Source organism: Shewanella surugensis (genome assembly GCF_023284005.1).
In the GTDB taxonomy this organism is placed as follows: domain Bacteria; phylum Pseudomonadota; class Gammaproteobacteria; order Enterobacterales; family Shewanellaceae; genus Shewanella; species Shewanella surugensis.
Map to the genome: position 1 here is coordinate 1 of NZ_JAKIKS010000062.1, position 15,227 is coordinate 15,227.

Annotated in this window: 12 protein-coding genes and 1 pseudogene; 4 read left to right on the forward strand and 9 right to left on the reverse strand. The window is 41.1% G+C overall.

Translation table 11 applies throughout. The features are described 5' to 3' along the window. Positions 1 to 151 (reverse strand): IS66 family insertion sequence element accessory protein TnpA (gene tnpA / locus L2764_RS28550; RefSeq protein WP_446539684.1); only part of this gene is annotated, 151 nt, incomplete at its 3' end. Positions 152 to 449: 298 nt separating this feature from the next. Here tnpA and L2764_RS15315 point away from each other — a divergent pair. Beyond that, entirely contained in the window at positions 450 to 1,028 is a 579-nt protein-coding gene (locus tag L2764_RS15315; protein WP_248941138.1) for a GNAT family N-acetyltransferase, read from the forward strand. Positions 1,029 to 1,134: 106 nt separating this feature from the next. Here the strand turns inward: L2764_RS15315 and L2764_RS15320 are convergent. Continuing rightward, positions 1,135 to 1,258: pseudogene (locus L2764_RS15320) on the reverse strand (IS110 family transposase); the annotation flags it as partial. A gap of 264 nt (positions 1,259 to 1,522) precedes the next feature. Here L2764_RS15320 and nrdG point away from each other — a divergent pair. Together nrdG and nrdD are read left to right on the forward strand one after the other, a co-directional pair. Continuing rightward, positions 1,523 to 1,993, forward strand: a complete 471-nt coding sequence (gene nrdG / locus L2764_RS15325) for an anaerobic ribonucleoside-triphosphate reductase activating protein (protein ID WP_248941139.1) — start codon at positions 1,523 to 1,525, stop codon at positions 1,991 to 1,993. Then, positions 1,980 to 3,755: an anaerobic ribonucleoside-triphosphate reductase gene (gene nrdD, locus L2764_RS15330; protein WP_248941140.1), complete on the forward strand. Its 1,776-nt coding sequence runs from the start codon at positions 1,980 to 1,982 to the stop codon at positions 3,753 to 3,755. The genes nrdG and nrdD overlap by 14 nt, the downstream gene beginning before the upstream one ends. On the opposite strand, the gene thpR is transcribed toward nrdD, so the two are convergent. The 4 genes from thpR to L2764_RS15345 form a co-directional block, all read right to left on the reverse strand. Further along, positions 3,756 to 4,310: an RNA 2',3'-cyclic phosphodiesterase gene (gene thpR / locus L2764_RS15335; protein WP_248941141.1), complete on the reverse strand. Its 555-nt coding sequence runs from the start codon at positions 4,308 to 4,310 to the stop codon at positions 3,756 to 3,758. Positions 4,311 to 4,416: 106 nt separating this feature from the next. Further along, positions 4,417 to 4,551 carry a hypothetical protein gene (locus tag L2764_RS27800; protein ID WP_283107034.1) on the reverse strand — a complete coding sequence of 45 codons (135 nt, stop codon included), beginning with the start codon at positions 4,549 to 4,551 and terminating at the stop codon, positions 4,417 to 4,419. A 333-nt stretch (positions 4,552 to 4,884) separates the two neighbouring features. After that, positions 4,885 to 5,124 (reverse strand): hypothetical protein, encoded by a 240-nt coding sequence (locus tag L2764_RS15340; RefSeq protein ID WP_248941142.1) that lies wholly within the window; start codon positions 5,122 to 5,124, stop codon positions 4,885 to 4,887. Between the two features lie 155 nt (positions 5,125 to 5,279). Then, the gene (locus L2764_RS15345) at positions 5,280 to 7,274 is read right to left on the reverse strand and encodes a TonB-dependent copper receptor (protein WP_248941143.1); all 1,995 of its coding nucleotides are present in this window, start codon (positions 7,272 to 7,274) and stop codon (positions 5,280 to 5,282) included. Positions 7,275 to 7,865: 591 nt separating this feature from the next. On the opposite strand from L2764_RS15345, the gene L2764_RS15350 reads away from it, so the two are divergent. Further along, positions 7,866 to 9,698, forward strand: a complete 1,833-nt coding sequence (locus L2764_RS15350) for a M20/M25/M40 family metallo-hydrolase (protein WP_248941144.1) — start codon at positions 7,866 to 7,868, stop codon at positions 9,696 to 9,698. A 75-nt stretch (positions 9,699 to 9,773) separates the two neighbouring features. Here L2764_RS15350 and putA read toward each other — a convergent pair whose 3' ends face one another. The 3 genes from putA to L2764_RS15365 all read right to left on the reverse strand — a co-directional run bounded on the left by putA (position 9,774) and on the right by L2764_RS15365 (position 15,219). Next, positions 9,774 to 12,986 (reverse strand): bifunctional proline dehydrogenase/L-glutamate gamma-semialdehyde dehydrogenase PutA, encoded by a 3,213-nt coding sequence (putA, locus tag L2764_RS15355; protein ID WP_248941145.1) that lies wholly within the window; start codon positions 12,984 to 12,986, stop codon positions 9,774 to 9,776. 224 nt (positions 12,987 to 13,210) lie between these two features. Next, positions 13,211 to 13,786: a TIGR04211 family SH3 domain-containing protein gene (locus tag L2764_RS15360; RefSeq protein WP_248941146.1), complete on the reverse strand. Its 576-nt coding sequence runs from the start codon at positions 13,784 to 13,786 to the stop codon at positions 13,211 to 13,213. A 164-nt stretch (positions 13,787 to 13,950) separates the two neighbouring features. Next, complete coding sequence (locus tag L2764_RS15365) at positions 13,951 to 15,219, reverse strand: inorganic phosphate transporter (RefSeq protein WP_248941147.1); 1,269 nt, start codon at positions 15,217 to 15,219, stop codon at positions 13,951 to 13,953. Positions 15,220 to 15,227: the final 8 nt, after the last annotated feature.

The following is a 15,227-nucleotide window of genomic DNA, read 5'->3' on the forward strand; positions in this document are numbered from 1 at the left end:
AGCCTGCTTGTTGCTTAGGTTTATTGGCTTTACGGGCATAAAAAGTACTGGTACTCACTTTATGTTGGCGGCAAAAATCGCCAATGGTTAAGCCACTCTCGCTCTGTTGTGTTATTAATTCAATCCACTCTTCATGAGAACGTTTAGTCATGTTAACTCCTGATGTGATGTTAAAATAAGGGATCAATGAACGCAGTTGAAGATGTACTTGCTCGGACGGTTACAAATGTTCCAAGCAAGAATGCCTTCAAGTTACTGAAGTGCTCCTCGGTAACGGCTCCATGTCTCTTGTTCTTTTTATTTTATGGAACAATTTTCTTACAAAGGTTGCGTTGAAGTGGTATTTTGTTGCTCAATATGCGAAGTGTGTAGCAGGTTTAATTCGTTAGTTCATTAAATACAGTACATTAGCAATACGTGTTCTTAATGGTCTGATGTAATGAACGCGCATGCGTACCATACAAAGGTTAGTTGTCATTGGAGTTAATCAGTTTATGCAATACAGAATTGCTAATATAAATGACTTAGAAAGTTTGGCTAAGTTGCATGCTGAAAGCTGGCGTGAATCGTATAGAGGGATATTCCCCGATAACTTTCTAGATAATGAAGTATGGGAAGAACGTCGTTCATCTTGGGCTAACCGTTTATCTAGTCCAAAGCAGAATCAACGTGTACTAATTGCGACTGAAAACAGTCAAATTTGTGGCTTCATTTGTGCGCTTGGAAATGAGAGCCCTAAATGGGGAACATTCATTGATAATTTACATGTTTCACAATCTGTACAAGGTAATGGAGTTGGCAAACATTTAATGTATTTAATTTCTCAATGGGTTGACGAACTATTTGAGAATAAAGGTATATACCTTGAAGTTCTAGAAGACAATTTAAATGCTCGTAGTTTTTATCATAGAATGGGTGCTAAACATCAAGAAACAAATTTATGGCAACCACCAGGTAGCGATGAAAACATTAATGATTTGTTATATGTGTGGGAAAGTAATCATCAATTATTGCAAATAAACAAATAAACAAATAAACAAATAAACAAATAAACAAATAACAAGACGATGGCGTCAATCGCTAATTTCACGCTTTTGGCGCTTCCCACAAACCCCCCTCTCTTAGCATTGAATTTTAAATCACAACCATCTTCCCGATACAGGCCTTAATTTCAGATCATAAGTGCGACTTTCCTAGGTTTTCCTATAGTCACTAATCGCTGATAAGTTGACTTAAAAATAGGATTAGATTGTATGGCGACATCATTCCCAACATTGCTTAATATCCCAACGAATCAAGCTGAAGCGTTTATACAAGGTGAATACCAATGGCTTTGAAAGTGTGTATTGTTGAGACCACCCAATTGGATGAACAGTGACATCTCTGTTTTTGTTTGCTTTTCACAAGTGTGTTTATTTTTATTAAAAATAGTGATGTCAAATTGATTTAAGTCAAGTACGAATTAGGTATGCATACTATATATTGTGCCTATAATTTATTTCGACACAATATATAGAGTTCTATGTTCAATTGCACCATACCCAGTATTGTTTTTCAAGAAGTCCCCAACCAAGTCAGCTTATGTTTTTGCATAACAGGTTGCCAAATTGGCTGCAAGGGTTGCCATAGTCCTGAACTTTGGCAAGAGACACATGGACACCCACTAACAAATCAAACATTTACAGATCTATTGACCCAATATCAGGGGCTGATCACTTGTGTTCTTTTTTTTGGGGGGGAGTGGGCTCCGTTGCCGCTTATAGAAAAACTAGTTATTGCAAAAGAGCATGGTTTGCTCACTTGCTTGTACTCAGGAGAAGAGGTTGTTGCTCCACAGATCATCCAACATCTCAATTTCTTAAAAACAGGATCATGGCAGCAAGAAAAGGGAGGGTTAGACAATCCAAAAACGAATCAAAAATTTATTGATGTACAAACAGGAAAAAACTTAACTCATTTATTTTGTTCGGGAGAACAGCATGCTGCGACTTAATTCAAATCAAATCCGTGAAAAAATCAATTTTATCAGTCAATATTTTGCTGCCAACAATGCTGCCGAATCGTCAAAAATGGATGCGAATGCCAATGTCACTCATAAGAATATTGCAACTCTCGAAGCTGAATTACTCAAAGATTGTTATATTCAAATCAATAGAGGGTTAGTGAAGAATAAAATTACTGAGATATTTGATCATGATTTAGCATTAGAATACGAACGGCAAGTCGAAGCACATGAAATTTATGTTCATGATGAAACCAGTATCAAGCCTTATTGCACCTCTATTAGTATGTATCCGTTTTTGCTTGATGGGTTAACCAAGCTTGGAGGAGAATCAAAGGCCCCGCAGCATCTTGCCTCATTTTGTGGATCATTTGTTAATTTGGTATTTGCGATATCAGCTCAATTCGCTGGCGCGGTAGCCACCGTTGAATTTTTGACTTATTTTGATTATTTTGCCCGTAAAGAATTAGGGATAAATTATTTAACTACGCATCAAGATATGATTAAAAACCATCTGCAGCATGTCATTTATGCCATTAACCAACCAGCAGCAGCTAGAGGATATCAGAGTGTGTTTTGGAATATATCACTTTTCGATCAACATTATTTTGATTCTATGTTTGCTCAGTTTGTTTTTCCTGACTTAAGTCATCCTAGTTGGGCGAGCGTTGATAAACTGCAATCTTTTGTTCTAAGCTGGCTGAATAAAGAAAGAGAGCAAGCCATACTCACCTTCCCAGTTGTTACCGCTGCGATGCTAACGGAAAATAATCGTTGTAAAGATGAAACATTTGCCAAAATGTTGGCCAGTGAATTAGCCAATGGCAACTCCTTTTTTATTTATCAATCAGACAGTGCAGATTCCTTAGCCTCCTGTTGTCGACTGCGTAATGAAATAACCGATAATACTTTTTCTTACACCTTAGGTGCAGGTGGTGTGGCGACAGGCTCGATTAATGTTATTACCTTGAATATGAATCGTTTGGTTCAAAATAAAGCTGATCTTGCCACCGAAATAAACAAAATTCAAAAATATCAAGTGGCCTATCGTCGTTTAATGGAAGACTACTTAGCCCAAGGTGCGCTGTCAGTTTATGATGCGGGTTTTATTAGCTTAGATAAACAGTTTCTCACTATTGGTATTAATGGCATGGTTGAAGCTGCTGAATTTATTGGCCTTAATGCTAACAATAATGAAAATTACAAACGGTTTGTTTCTGAGCAATTGAGCATAATCTATCAGGCTAATCAGCAAGCTCGAAAAGAGTATGGTTATTTATTCAATACTGAGTTTGTTCCTGCTGAAAATCTAGGCGTCAAAAATGCTAAATGGGATAGAAGTGATGGGTATATTGTTAATCGTGATTGTTACAATTCTTACTTTTATATTGTTGAAGATGATGAGATTAATCATTTAGACAAATTCATATTACATGGGAAAGACGTGACACAATATTTAGATGGAGGCTCTGCTTTGCATCTCAATCTGGCAGAAAAACTGACCACAGAAAATTATCTAAATTTGTTCAATATTTCAGCCAAAACGGGCTGTAACTACTTTTGTATTAATGTAAAGCTTACCGTCTGTAATCATTGTGAACATATTGATAAACAGACGCTTTATCATTGCCCACAATGCCAGAGTCATGATGTTGATCATGCGACTCGTGTGATTGGCTATTTAAAACGTGTATCTGCTTTCAGTTTGGCTAGGCAAAAAGAACAGTCTCTGAGGCATTATCACCGTACCTAATTAGTCGTCTAGTGGATAACGGTTTGCGAGTGACCAGCTTTTAAGAATGGGATATTCGACTCCGTGCTCTCCTGAATAAGACTCAAATAGGTGTAATTTATTCGGTCTGAGTATAAGAGGCTGATAGGTGATATTTTGAATGAGTGTTTCCATAGCCAGTTTGGCCTTACGGCATAGCGTCATATGTGGGGTGTATGGGTATTCGCTTTGATGTAAGTTTAGGTTTTTCGCAATCAATTGAGTGTTATTGGCTAATTGGATTAAGTTTGCGTCATTGGTCATACCTTTTAAACAACATATCTTCGGCTTCTTCCAGTAGGCCAGTTCGTTCAACGTTACTTCGAATGTTGGTTTTTTAAGGATTGTGATCTGTTGACTGAGCATAGTTAGCTGATGTGGGCTGATCCCGCCCAAAAAAGCCAAGGTCATGTGTAAGTTGGCTTTGGGGATTAACCTCACATTATCCGGTAACTGGCTCTGGATAAGTGATACCATTTGAGCTTGTTGCTCGGTTAATGAAAATCCAAGAAAGACGCGTTTATTTTGTGAGTTCATTGGCTTTCCATTAATAGCCCCTAAATTGGTATTATTCTATCACTTCTTTTATGTGGCTGCCTTTAGGTATGATATAGATCGCTAAGGGCTTTTCTTTAAGCATAGATTACCAATTCGGCTCTTGAAAAATGGCAGTTGAAGAGCGAGGATCGAGCATGATGGCTGCAAGAGCGGCTTTAGGTTGATCCAGTGGGATCCAAATGTCTTCTGTTGTGATAGGTGTTTTTTGGATTTTTCCCATTAATGTTAGACTGACAAAATCACGAATACCAGGCTTATGCTCTGTGGATATGTTGATATCTTCTGCAAATAAGGCTTCTAATGTGAGGGCGTGGTTTTCTTTGGGGTTGCTGTATTGAATATGATGGTGTCCTAGCCATTGTTTAAAGCGCGATTGATGTTTATTAATGACATAGGCTTTAGGTAAGGGAATTTTCTTTTACTGCCTGATGCGATTTCCTTGAGCAATATTTGCATGGCCTCTGCAGCTGAAGGCTCATTGCCGTGTTGTGAAGCGACTAGCATGATGGTGAGATTTTGAGGATAGGCTTGGCCATTTTTAAGAAATTGGGGGCTATTTTGAAAGACGGACAGCGTAGATAGGGCGCTTTCCTGCCAATATGCCTAGCTGTACCAGATAAGTGATTTTACTTTGTTTTACAATCTGTTGTAAATAAATATTAATTGCTTTTGACGTTGGTAGCGCTGATTGCGAGCTAGATTCAAATGGCGTAGGGAGCGAAGCTGTTGTTTTGGCGGAAACGTTGATGCTAACAACATAAAAAAGGCAACAGAAGATTGCGTAGGCTTTCATATGACATCCTTTCATCAGGGTTAAGATGATAGAGAGGCAAGTGCTTTTATTATAGAAGAACAAAATACTGTTGGATGAGTAGCCAAGAACACGGTGTTTCTTGGCTATCGTTTAGTTGAGGGTATTATTCAAATTTAAGTCTAAAATAATAGGTGTTAAAAAGTATAATCGATTTTGATCCAAGCAGTGCGGCCAGGTTCATTCACTTGAAACATCGGCTCGCTTTCTGGTGCATCATTTTTGGCACCAGAGCGACTAATATGTTCAGCATAAGTGCTATTCAGTAGGTTTTCGATACCTAAACTGACCAGAATGCCTAAATCATGTTGCCAACTCATATTGAGTGCTAAGGTGTTAAAGGCATGGCTTTGGCTCAAGTCTTGTCCTGCAATATTGCCTTCACCTAGTGCGATCCTATTTTGTGATGCAACCACGCGCCATAATGCACCAGCTGTCCAAGCTTGGTATTGATAGTTAAGTGAAAACTTAGCTTCTAATGGGGATATTTGGCCAAGGGCTGTGTGTTCTGTATCATTACGGCCATGACTGTAACTGATACTGCTCTGTGTTGACCAATGAGGGGTAAACAAGTAGCTCATATCGAGTTCGCCGCCCCAAACGGAGGCATCAATATTATATGCCGTCGTTTTTTCTGTATTGGTATTAATAAGAATATAATCTTCAACGTGACTATAAAACAATGATGTAGAGATGCCTATTTCACCTTGGTAAATCCAGCCTATATCAATTTGGGTATTTTTTTCAGGTTTTAAATTAAACGCTTTATGGTTGAGATCGTCTGGCGAGGCCTTCATTATCTCCCAATAATCAGGGACCCTTTGCGCATGACCTATGCCGATATAATACAGAGCTTGCTGTATTGGCAGCTCATAGCGAAGATAGCCACTGGTTAAATCATCAGTCCGTTGTCCAGTTTGGCCGATAAAGAGTTCAGTATTCCAGTGATCAAATCGTAAACCTGATACGACTTTTCCAGTCGATAACGAGTAAGTTAATTCACTCAACATCGCACTATTGTTGTAATGCAGATTATCTCGAAAAGGTTTAGCGAGTAAGTCACTTAGGCCTTGATCTTGAGTTTTATCAATATAACGTCCTTTGTGCTGGCTTTGCATATAGTCCAGTCCCAAAGTGAGTTCGATGTCTGAACTTGGGCTGAGCTCAAACCAGATATGTCCACCGGCAGTACTACGGCGAACATTGGCACCAGCATTTACCCCTTGGTCAAATTGGTCCATGATGTGATTATTATGGTTACTATAGGCTTGTAACTCTATTCTCTTTAATAGTTGGAGATCTACATCAAATTGAGTCAGTAAGCTTATATTTTCATTTTTAATCTCTCGTGCTTGATTTGCTCTATCGGCATATTGGGCTTCACCATTTGAATGTCCATAAGCCAGCTCGATCACACTGTCTTGCGTGGGTGTCCAGCCGAGTGCAACATTAGCATTATTGCGATTGTAACTGGATTGCACTCTATTGCCTCGACCATCTTTATAATCACCACTATGAGATTGATTGGCATCAAGATTTAAATAACCTTGTGAGCTGCCAGCTTTTAATGCAGCAACATAATCTCGACGTGAAAAACTGCCTACAGTGGTACTTGCACGCCCTTCAATATCGGTGTCAGTAAAAGCATGACGTTCCTTTTCAAATAACACTGTGCCTGCAGAGCCTACAGGGCCATATTTAACCGTTTGCGGGCCTTTTATGACAGTAATACTGGAGTAGGCTTCTGGATAAATATAGGCCGTTGGTGGGTCCATACGGCCACCACAAGTACCGTATACGTGTTGACTATCGTCAACAATACTTAAGCGAGATCCCCCCATTCCACGTAGGGAAGGATCACCGCCAGCGCCACCTTTTCGACCCACATTAAAACCGGGTATGGTTTTAAGGTATCCAGCGCCATCATAAGCGGGTAATGGCAGCCTTGGTTTTTTCGGATCGGTGCTGACTTTTATCGGTTCAAGCATGCGATCGCTAGTGATGATCATATGTTCATCAAAGGTAATGTCATTATTGTTCTTGTTTTGAGCATTAGCGAACACTAATCCAAAAGGACTCAGGCTAAAGACTAAAATAATAGCGGTACACGATGGGGGCTGTTGGAACGTCATGATAACTCTGTCTTGTCATTGAGCTGCGCATTTTCATTAAACTTAAAACAAGGTCAAACCCTAAAGTCTTTAATGCGACAATGGGTCACACTTGATAGTGATGTTGATCACGTTGTGACTTTTGTCTCACTTAGATATTAGTGGTGGTTTCGGTGTTGCTAAGAGTGAAGGGATAATTTCATTTTTTATTTTGTAGATTTTTCTTTTAGGTAAAGCAATTTAGTTAACGCTAAATTAGTGTTATCGAATTGTTATATGTCTATACTGTGATTGGCAATATGCTGATTGCATCATCATCAGCAAATTCGTTATAAAGACCTTATCTCGGTTTAAGCCGTGCCGCTTGATATCACTATTTAGCCCCTATCAGTGTTGAGACCTCAAGTAATAGCCTGCTATTACGGATGAAATCCCGTCTTGATATCGATAAAAATTTTCGGTACTAAGCATGGCTTTAAAGTGATAATTTCTAGTTAACTATTTTATTTTAAATGATTTATTAAATAAGGTTGTCAGTCTAACAGATACTCATTATCTCGAGTTCAGGTTAAAAAAGGACAGTTAATCAAAAAAATTGAAAGGAAAATAAAAATGAAGCGTGTTTTTACTATTTTATTACTTGGTTTCTCGGGATCTTTGCTGGCATTAAATCTTCATGCTGATGAACTATGGATAACGACCGATGCAGATGCACTCACCGTTTTAAAGCAAGTCAATGCAACCATTCAAATGCCCAGCAGTCCTGATAATTTACAGCATAAGATGATCGCTAAAATATCAGATAAACAAGTGTTAACCCTGAGTCAGCTGATGCATGAAAGTCATCAACGTTGTGGAGGATTTACTGTTCATGATTCTGAGGCCGAAGCTTATGCAGCCAGTCAACTTCCGGTGCATTCATTAGCATTTAATCCCCCACCAATCAATCAAGCAGAGAAAGTTCACTCTGCCTTGCCTCTATTGTCTAATGCCAGTTTATTAGCATCCATCAGTACCTTGTCGGCTTTTGATAATCGCTATTATAATTCGACTCAAGGTGTCAGTGCCGCACAATGGGTGGGTGATACATGGAGTCAACTCAGTAGTAATGAGAGTTGGGCAAGTATGAGTTATTTCCCTCATGCTTCATGGTCTCAAGATTCAGTGGTGTTAACCTTAACAGGTAGTGAAATGCCTGATGATATCATTGTTATTGGAGGTCACTTAGACTCCATTAGTAACTCAGGCTCTGGAAATAACATGCAGGCACCAGGGGCTGATGATAATGCTTCAGGGATAGCGACATTGACAGAAGTTATTCGGGTATTTATGACTCAAGGCATTCAGCCAAAACGTACCATAAAATTTATGGGGTATGCTGCTGAAGAGGTTGGGTTACGGGGGAGTGGTGAAATTGCCAGTCAGGCATCAAGTGACAATGATAATGTCATAGCCGTGATGCAATTGGATATGACCGGTTATATTGGCAGTAGTGAAGACATTGTTTTTATGGATGACTATACAGATTCTGGTCTTAATGCTTATTTAATGAGCTTGCTTGATACTTATCTACCCAATGTTAATTATGGCTCGGATAGCTGTGGTTATGGTTGCTCAGATCATGCCTCTTGGCATAACTTAGGCTACCCAGCAAGTATGCCTTTTGAGTCTAGAATGAACGATTACAATAATTATATTCACACCATTAATGATACTGAAGATAAATTAGATGCCACTGGTGCTCATGCGCTTAATTTTGCAAAGTTGGCGATAATTTTCGCAATCGAGCTTGGTTTTAATACCGAGGCAGGCAGTGATAACAGTATTCCGTTAGAAAATGATGTGCCCGTCACTAACTTATCAGGAGCAAAAGACAGTGAAGTCAATTATGTCTTGTCGGTACCTGCGTTAGCCAATTCAGTGAAGATCAGTATCGCGGGTGGAACTGGGGATGCTGATGTATACGTGAAATTAGGTACAAGGCCAACAATCAATGATTATGATTGCCGTCCATATGTGGGTGGCAATGATGAAAGTTGTAACTTTACCCCAGATGCTGCAGGCGATTACTATGTGATGGTGCGTGGTTACTCGAGTTATTCAGGTATGACATTACTCGGCTCATACAGTGAAGGCAATGGGGGTGGGGATAGTGGTGGTTGGTTGGACCTATCAGCGAGTACTGGAGAATGGCTTTATTATGAAATCACAGTGCCTAATGGTGCACAATCCTTGTTAGTGTCGACGACTGGAGGATCCGGAGATACTGATTTATACGTCAGGCAGGTAGGGCAACCGGATCAATCTAACTATGATTGCCGTCCGTTTAAAAGTGGCAATGAAGAAACCTGTACGATTAACTCACCCGCTGCAGGAACTTGGTATATCGGCGCGCATGCGTATAGTAGTTTTGCGACTGTGGATTTAAGTTGGAAGGCGCAATAATTTATTACGCTTTACAGGATTGATGAATGATAACGAACAAACCCACTTTTATGTGGGTTTGTTTTTTTTATCAAATTATTTTTCTAACCAGTCATCACTATCGCCCAGAGATAATAGGGTGGCATTGCCACCGATTGCGGTAATGTTATTGGTACGGGTTTTTTCGGTCACGAATCGAGTCAAATAATGCGGGCCGCCCGCTTTGGGTCCCGTGCCAGATAGGCCTTGTCCCCCGAAAGGCTGTACCCCGACAACCGCGCCAATTTGATTACGATTGATATAGACGTTGCCGACATTAACGCGATCAGCCAAGTTTAAAGCATGACTTTCATTACGACTGTGGATCCCAAGAGTCAGTCCAAAACCAGTGCTATTGATATCGTCGATGATTTGATTTAGTTTAGCCGCAGGGTAGCGGATCACATGTAAAATAGGGCCGAAATGCTCTTTGCTGAGAACCTTAATAGATTCGACTTCAACAGCTGTTGGCGAGACAAAATGTCCATGCTCTGTCCCATCAGGGAGCGTGATGGATTTTAATAACTGACCTGTTTGCGTGATATGATCAATATGGGCACTGAGGTTGGCTTGGGCTGTAGCATCGATAACGGGGCCAACATCGGTTTTTATCAGGCTAGGATCGCCAATACTGAGCTCATCCATGGCCCCTTTCATTACTTCAATGACACGTTCGGCAATATCTTCTTGCAAATATAACACTCGCAATGCAGAGCAACGTTGTCCCGCACTGGTAAAGGCTGATGAAATAACATCATTGATCACTTGTTCTGGTTGAGAAGTCGAATCTACTACCATGGCATTTTGACCTCCCGTTTCAGCGATCAAAGGAATGATCGGGCCTTCGCGGTTGGCTAAGGTGATATTGATCCGTTTCGCTGTTTGAGTCGAGCCTGTGAAGCAGACGCCGCCGATACGTTCATCACTTGTAATCGCTGCGCCAACAGTGGCACCAGTTCCCGGTAAAAACTGTAATACATCAACAGGAATACCTGCTTGGTGAGCGAGCTCTACTGCGCGATAGCCAATTAAAGAGGTTTGCTCCGCAGGTTTGGCAATAACAGTATTTCCTGCTGCGAGCGCTGCAGTAATTTGGCCTAAGAAAATCGCTAACGGAAAATTCCAAGGACTGATACAAATAAAAATACCTCGCCCTTGTAAAAAAAGCTCATTCAGTTCACCTGTGGGGCCATTTAATAACTGTGGTTTTGCCATCATTTTTGTGGCTTGCAGTGCGTAATAACGGCAAAAATCGACGGCTTCACGCACTTCATCTATGCCATCCTGAATGCTTTTCCCAGCCTCTCGAGTGCATAGTGCAATGAGTTCACAGCGGTTTTCTTCAAGCAAATGAGCTAATTTGTTTAGGGCGTTAGCACGGACTTCAACGGGGGTTCTTGACCAGCGATGAAAAGACTTGCTGGCACTATCAAGGGCACTTTCAATGGCCTTGTCATCAGAAAATATGACTTTTCCCACTGATAACTGAGTGTTAAATGGACTGGTAATGGTAATGGTAATGCAGTCCCCCTGTAAACGTTTTCCATCCACTAAAGGCGCGGCTGACCACTGAGTGTGATTAAATTGATTGATAGCACCTAAGAAAGGCTTGGCTTCAGAAGCAATATTAAGATTTAATCCTTTTGAGTTCTGACGTCCATCATCAAAAATAAGCGCGGGTAATGTAATCCTTTCATTAGCCAATGTCTTATGTTTTTTCAGGCTAATAACAGGGTGTGTTATGAGCGAATGGATTGGGGTTTTAGGATCAATCAGCTTGTGAACGAAAGACGTATTAGCTCCATTTTCTAATAGGCGGCGAACTAAATAGGGCAGCAAATCTTTATGGGCACCCACAGGCGCGTAAATTCGGACGCTGATGGATTTGTTTTCAGTTAAAAGAGTATCGTACAGCTCTTCGCCCATGCCATGAAGACGTTGGAATTCATGTTGGCGATCGCCTGCCATATAGGTGATGCTGGCAACTGTTTGCGCATTATGACTGGCAAATTGCGGGTAGATAGCACCTTTAGTCGCATCGGATAACAAATAACGTGCACAGGCGAGGTAAGACACATCCGTTCCTGCCTTACGGGTGAACAAGGGGTAGCCCGCTTCGCCTTTTTCTTGCGCCCATTTCAGTTCGCTATCCCAGTACGCTCCTTTTACCAATCTAAGGGGAATTTCATCACCTTGCTCTTTGGCTAAGTGAGTCAGCCAACACAAAACGGGAAGGGCGCGTTTAGAGTAGGCTTGAACGACAAGGCCGAGTAACCCCCAACCTCTTACGGTCTCAGATTGATAGAGCTGTTTGAAAAGTGTTAGCGATAATTCGAGTCTATCACCTTCCTCAGCATCAATAGAGATGCCGATATTTACTTTTCGTGCTTGAATGATCAGCCGCAGAAGGGTGTCGTAAAGTTCTGTTAAAACGCGCGCTTCATTAGCGACTTCATATCGTGGATGTAATGCCGATAATTTGATGGAAATAGACGGTCTAGGTGCATCATTTTCATCATAGCGTTTTGATGCCAATGCATCGATGGTTTGGCTATAATCTTGAAAATATTGCTGTGCATCGGCCTGTGTGAGTGCCGCTTCACCTAACATGTCATAGCTGTGGGTATAGCCCATTTTGCGTTTGGCTTCACTGTTTTTTAAGGCTTCTTTGATGCTACGCCCTAATACAAACTGTTTACCCATTATTTTCATTGCTGCGAGCATGGCTTGACGGATCACTGGTTCACCCATTCGATTCACTAAGCGATTCAGGAGGTGGCTGGGCTTTCCATTGGTATTCTTATCAAGCTTGACGATTTTACCCGTCAGCATTAATCCCCAAGTTGATGCATTGACTAAGACTGAATCACTTTGGCGTAAATGCTCATCCCATTGGGCACCTGACAGTTTATCTTGGATAAGGGCGTCGGCGGTCGCACTGTCAGGGATCCTAAGTAGTGCTTCTGCGAGACACATTAAAATAATGCCCTCTTGGGTGTCTAAGCTATATTGCTGCAAAAAGGCATCGATGCCGACAGAGAGTCCTTTTTTATCGTATTGACGCACTTGCTTCACTAAGGCTTCAGAGCGTGCATGAATAGCGTTAATAGCTTCAACTGAAGTCGGGACTAAGGTAATAAGTTCAGATAAATAGGCTTCTTCATCGACAATGTAATTATCACTAATGGCATTAAATAACAGATCAAGATTGGCAGAGTTATAGAAACCGGAGAGAAGCTGGCTGGCTTTAAACATAGCGATTATTTCCATTTTACCCATTAGCCAGTATAAAGCGGCGCTTTTATTGGATTAGGGCTTGTTTTTGTATTTTGTATTTTGTATACAATATGTGATTATTTAAACGAGAGTATAACGACAAAATATTGTGAGGAACAAGAGGAAAAGTTGTTATTTTTTTTGGGAATAAAAAAGCCAATGCAAATAGCATTGGCTTTAGAAGAAGGTGGGGTTGCCTTGTTATAATAAGATTTTGATTACCAACTATTTTTCTTTTTACGAGTCGGTCTTGGTAAGTAAACAAGGACCATGCCAAAAATAAGGCCAATACCTGCGATGATGCCTCCTTGTTTCCACATTTCAAAGCGTTCATTTTTTTGCATATGATCGAGCTTAGCGATGGCTTTATCTTTTTGAGTCGTCGTGGTCTCAAGAATAGCTTTTATTTTAGCGAGTTGAGATGTTACTTCACTCAGGTCTTGGACATTATTGTCATTAGAACCTAATGCTTGGCTTAGCTTAGCTTTTGTCTGTTCCAATTCTTTTTGCAGCTTAGGGTATTTAAAACGTAGGCTTTCATTCTTGGTTAAGAGTTTGCTCTCAACCCAGCCTTCTCGTCCTTTTTGATCGGTAACCTTACTATAGTCACCTTGGGTTTCAGATAAAAAAGTGACACTTTGGCCTGCTTCAATACTGCCGAGTATACGGTATTGAGTCCCTGGTCCACCCAGCAGATAGAGATAGACATCATCAGAGATATAGCGAGTTTGATTGGCCGCGAGTAAGCTTGGGGAGAGTAACATCAACCCCACTAAAGTCAGGAGTCTTAACACTTAGGGATTCTCATCAATTTAATATAAGAGGACATGCTAGGGATTTAGCGTGCTGTTTGCAAGTGATACTGGCATTGTTAGCGTTAAAAACAAGAAGCCTGCTAAAGAGCAGGCTTCTTTGACATTGAAGATATTTCAATGATGTTATCTATTCAGAGCGCGACTTAACCAAAAATGCCTTTAATGGTAAAGAAGAAAATGATAGACAGTCCAGCGCCAGCAGGCAGGGTAATAACCCAAGAGATTACAATGTTACGGACAACACCGAGGTTGATTGCCGCAATACCGCGGGCCATACCGACACCTAATACCGCACCGACTAACGTTTGCGTGGTTGAAATGGGTAAGCCAGTACCCGAAGCAATCACCACCGTTGATGCCGCAGCAAGCTCGGCTGCAAAGCCTCTGCTTGGTGTTAAGTGAGTAATATTGGTACCAATGGTTTTCATGACGCGCTTACCGAAAATAGCAAGGCCCATGACGATACCGACACCGCCTAAAGGTAAAATCCACCACACTAGGGGTGAGTTACTGCCAATTTCACCGCCGCTGTTAACAACAGCAACAACGGCTGCCAATGGACCAATAGCGTTGGCAACATCGTTCGAACCATGGGCAAAAGCCATACAACAAGCGGTCACAATCATCAAGATAGCGAAAACTTTCTCAACATTACCAAATTGGGTTTGACGATCGGCTTTAGCATCCATTTTTAAACGCTTAATCGCAATCATACCACCGAGAATAACCAATACAGATAGACCTACAGCCAGAGCGTAGGCTTGACCATTGGTAAAGTCAAAGCCTAAATGCTTTAGACCTTTTTTGATGGTCACCAATGCCATAACAAAGGCTGCCAATCCCATATAATAAGGGACATAACGCTTGGCATTATGCAAAGGATCATCGGTATTGAAGATGAGTTTTTGTACGCTTTGGAAGATGGCAAAGGCAATAAAACCTGAAATGGCGGGGGTGATAATCCACGACCCGACGATTCCACCGACTTTACCCCATTCAACCGCATCAGGACTCACACCCACGGCGGCAAAGCCAACGATGGCACCAATGATAGAGTGAGTGGTTGATACAGGCCAGCCGAGTGCTGAGGCTAATATTAACCAAATACCTGCGGCCAGTAATGAAGCTATCATACCATACACTAATAACTGGGGATCATTAACGAAATAGGCGGAATCAATAATGCCTTTACGTATTGTACTGGTCACTTCCCCACCGGCGAGATAGGCTCCAGCAAACTCAAAAATCATTGCGATAATAATCGCTTGTTTAATGGTAATAGCTTTAGAGCCTACAGAAGTCCCCATTGCGTTGGCGACATCGTTTGCGCCAATACCCCATGCCATTAAAAACCCAAATGTGGCCGCGATGGCGATTAGCCACGGGCCATTGGTGATTAATACATCAACCATGTCACTGC

Bases quoted from the DNA above. Each gene is read 5' to 3' on its own strand.
- L2764_RS15315 (WP_248941138.1), top strand. From the start codon at position 450: ATGCGTACCATACAAAGGTTAGTTGTCATTGGAGTTAATCAGTTTATG.
- nrdG (WP_248941139.1), top strand. From the start codon at position 1,523: ATGTTCAATTGCACCATACCCAGTATTGTTTTTCAAGAAGTCCCCAAC.
- nrdD (WP_248941140.1), top strand. From the start codon at position 1,980: ATGCTGCGACTTAATTCAAATCAAATCCGTGAAAAAATCAATTTTATC.
- thpR (WP_248941141.1), bottom strand. From the start codon at position 4,310: ATGAACTCACAAAATAAACGCGTCTTTCTTGGATTTTCATTAACCGAG.
- L2764_RS27800 (WP_283107034.1), bottom strand. From the start codon at position 4,551: ATGGGAAAAATCCAAAAAACACCTATCACAACAGAAGACATTTGGATC.
- L2764_RS15340 (WP_248941142.1), bottom strand. From the start codon at position 5,124: ATGAAAGCCTACGCAATCTTCTGTTGCCTTTTTTATGTTGTTAGCATC.
- L2764_RS15345 (WP_248941143.1), bottom strand. From the start codon at position 7,274: ATGACGTTCCAACAGCCCCCATCGTGTACCGCTATTATTTTAGTCTTT.
- L2764_RS15350 (WP_248941144.1), top strand. From the start codon at position 7,866: ATGAAGCGTGTTTTTACTATTTTATTACTTGGTTTCTCGGGATCTTTG.
- putA (WP_248941145.1), bottom strand. From the start codon at position 12,986: ATGGAAATAATCGCTATGTTTAAAGCCAGCCAGCTTCTCTCCGGTTTC.
- L2764_RS15365 (WP_248941147.1), bottom strand. From the start codon at position 15,219: ATGGTTGATGTATTAATCACCAATGGCCCGTGGCTAATCGCCATCGCG.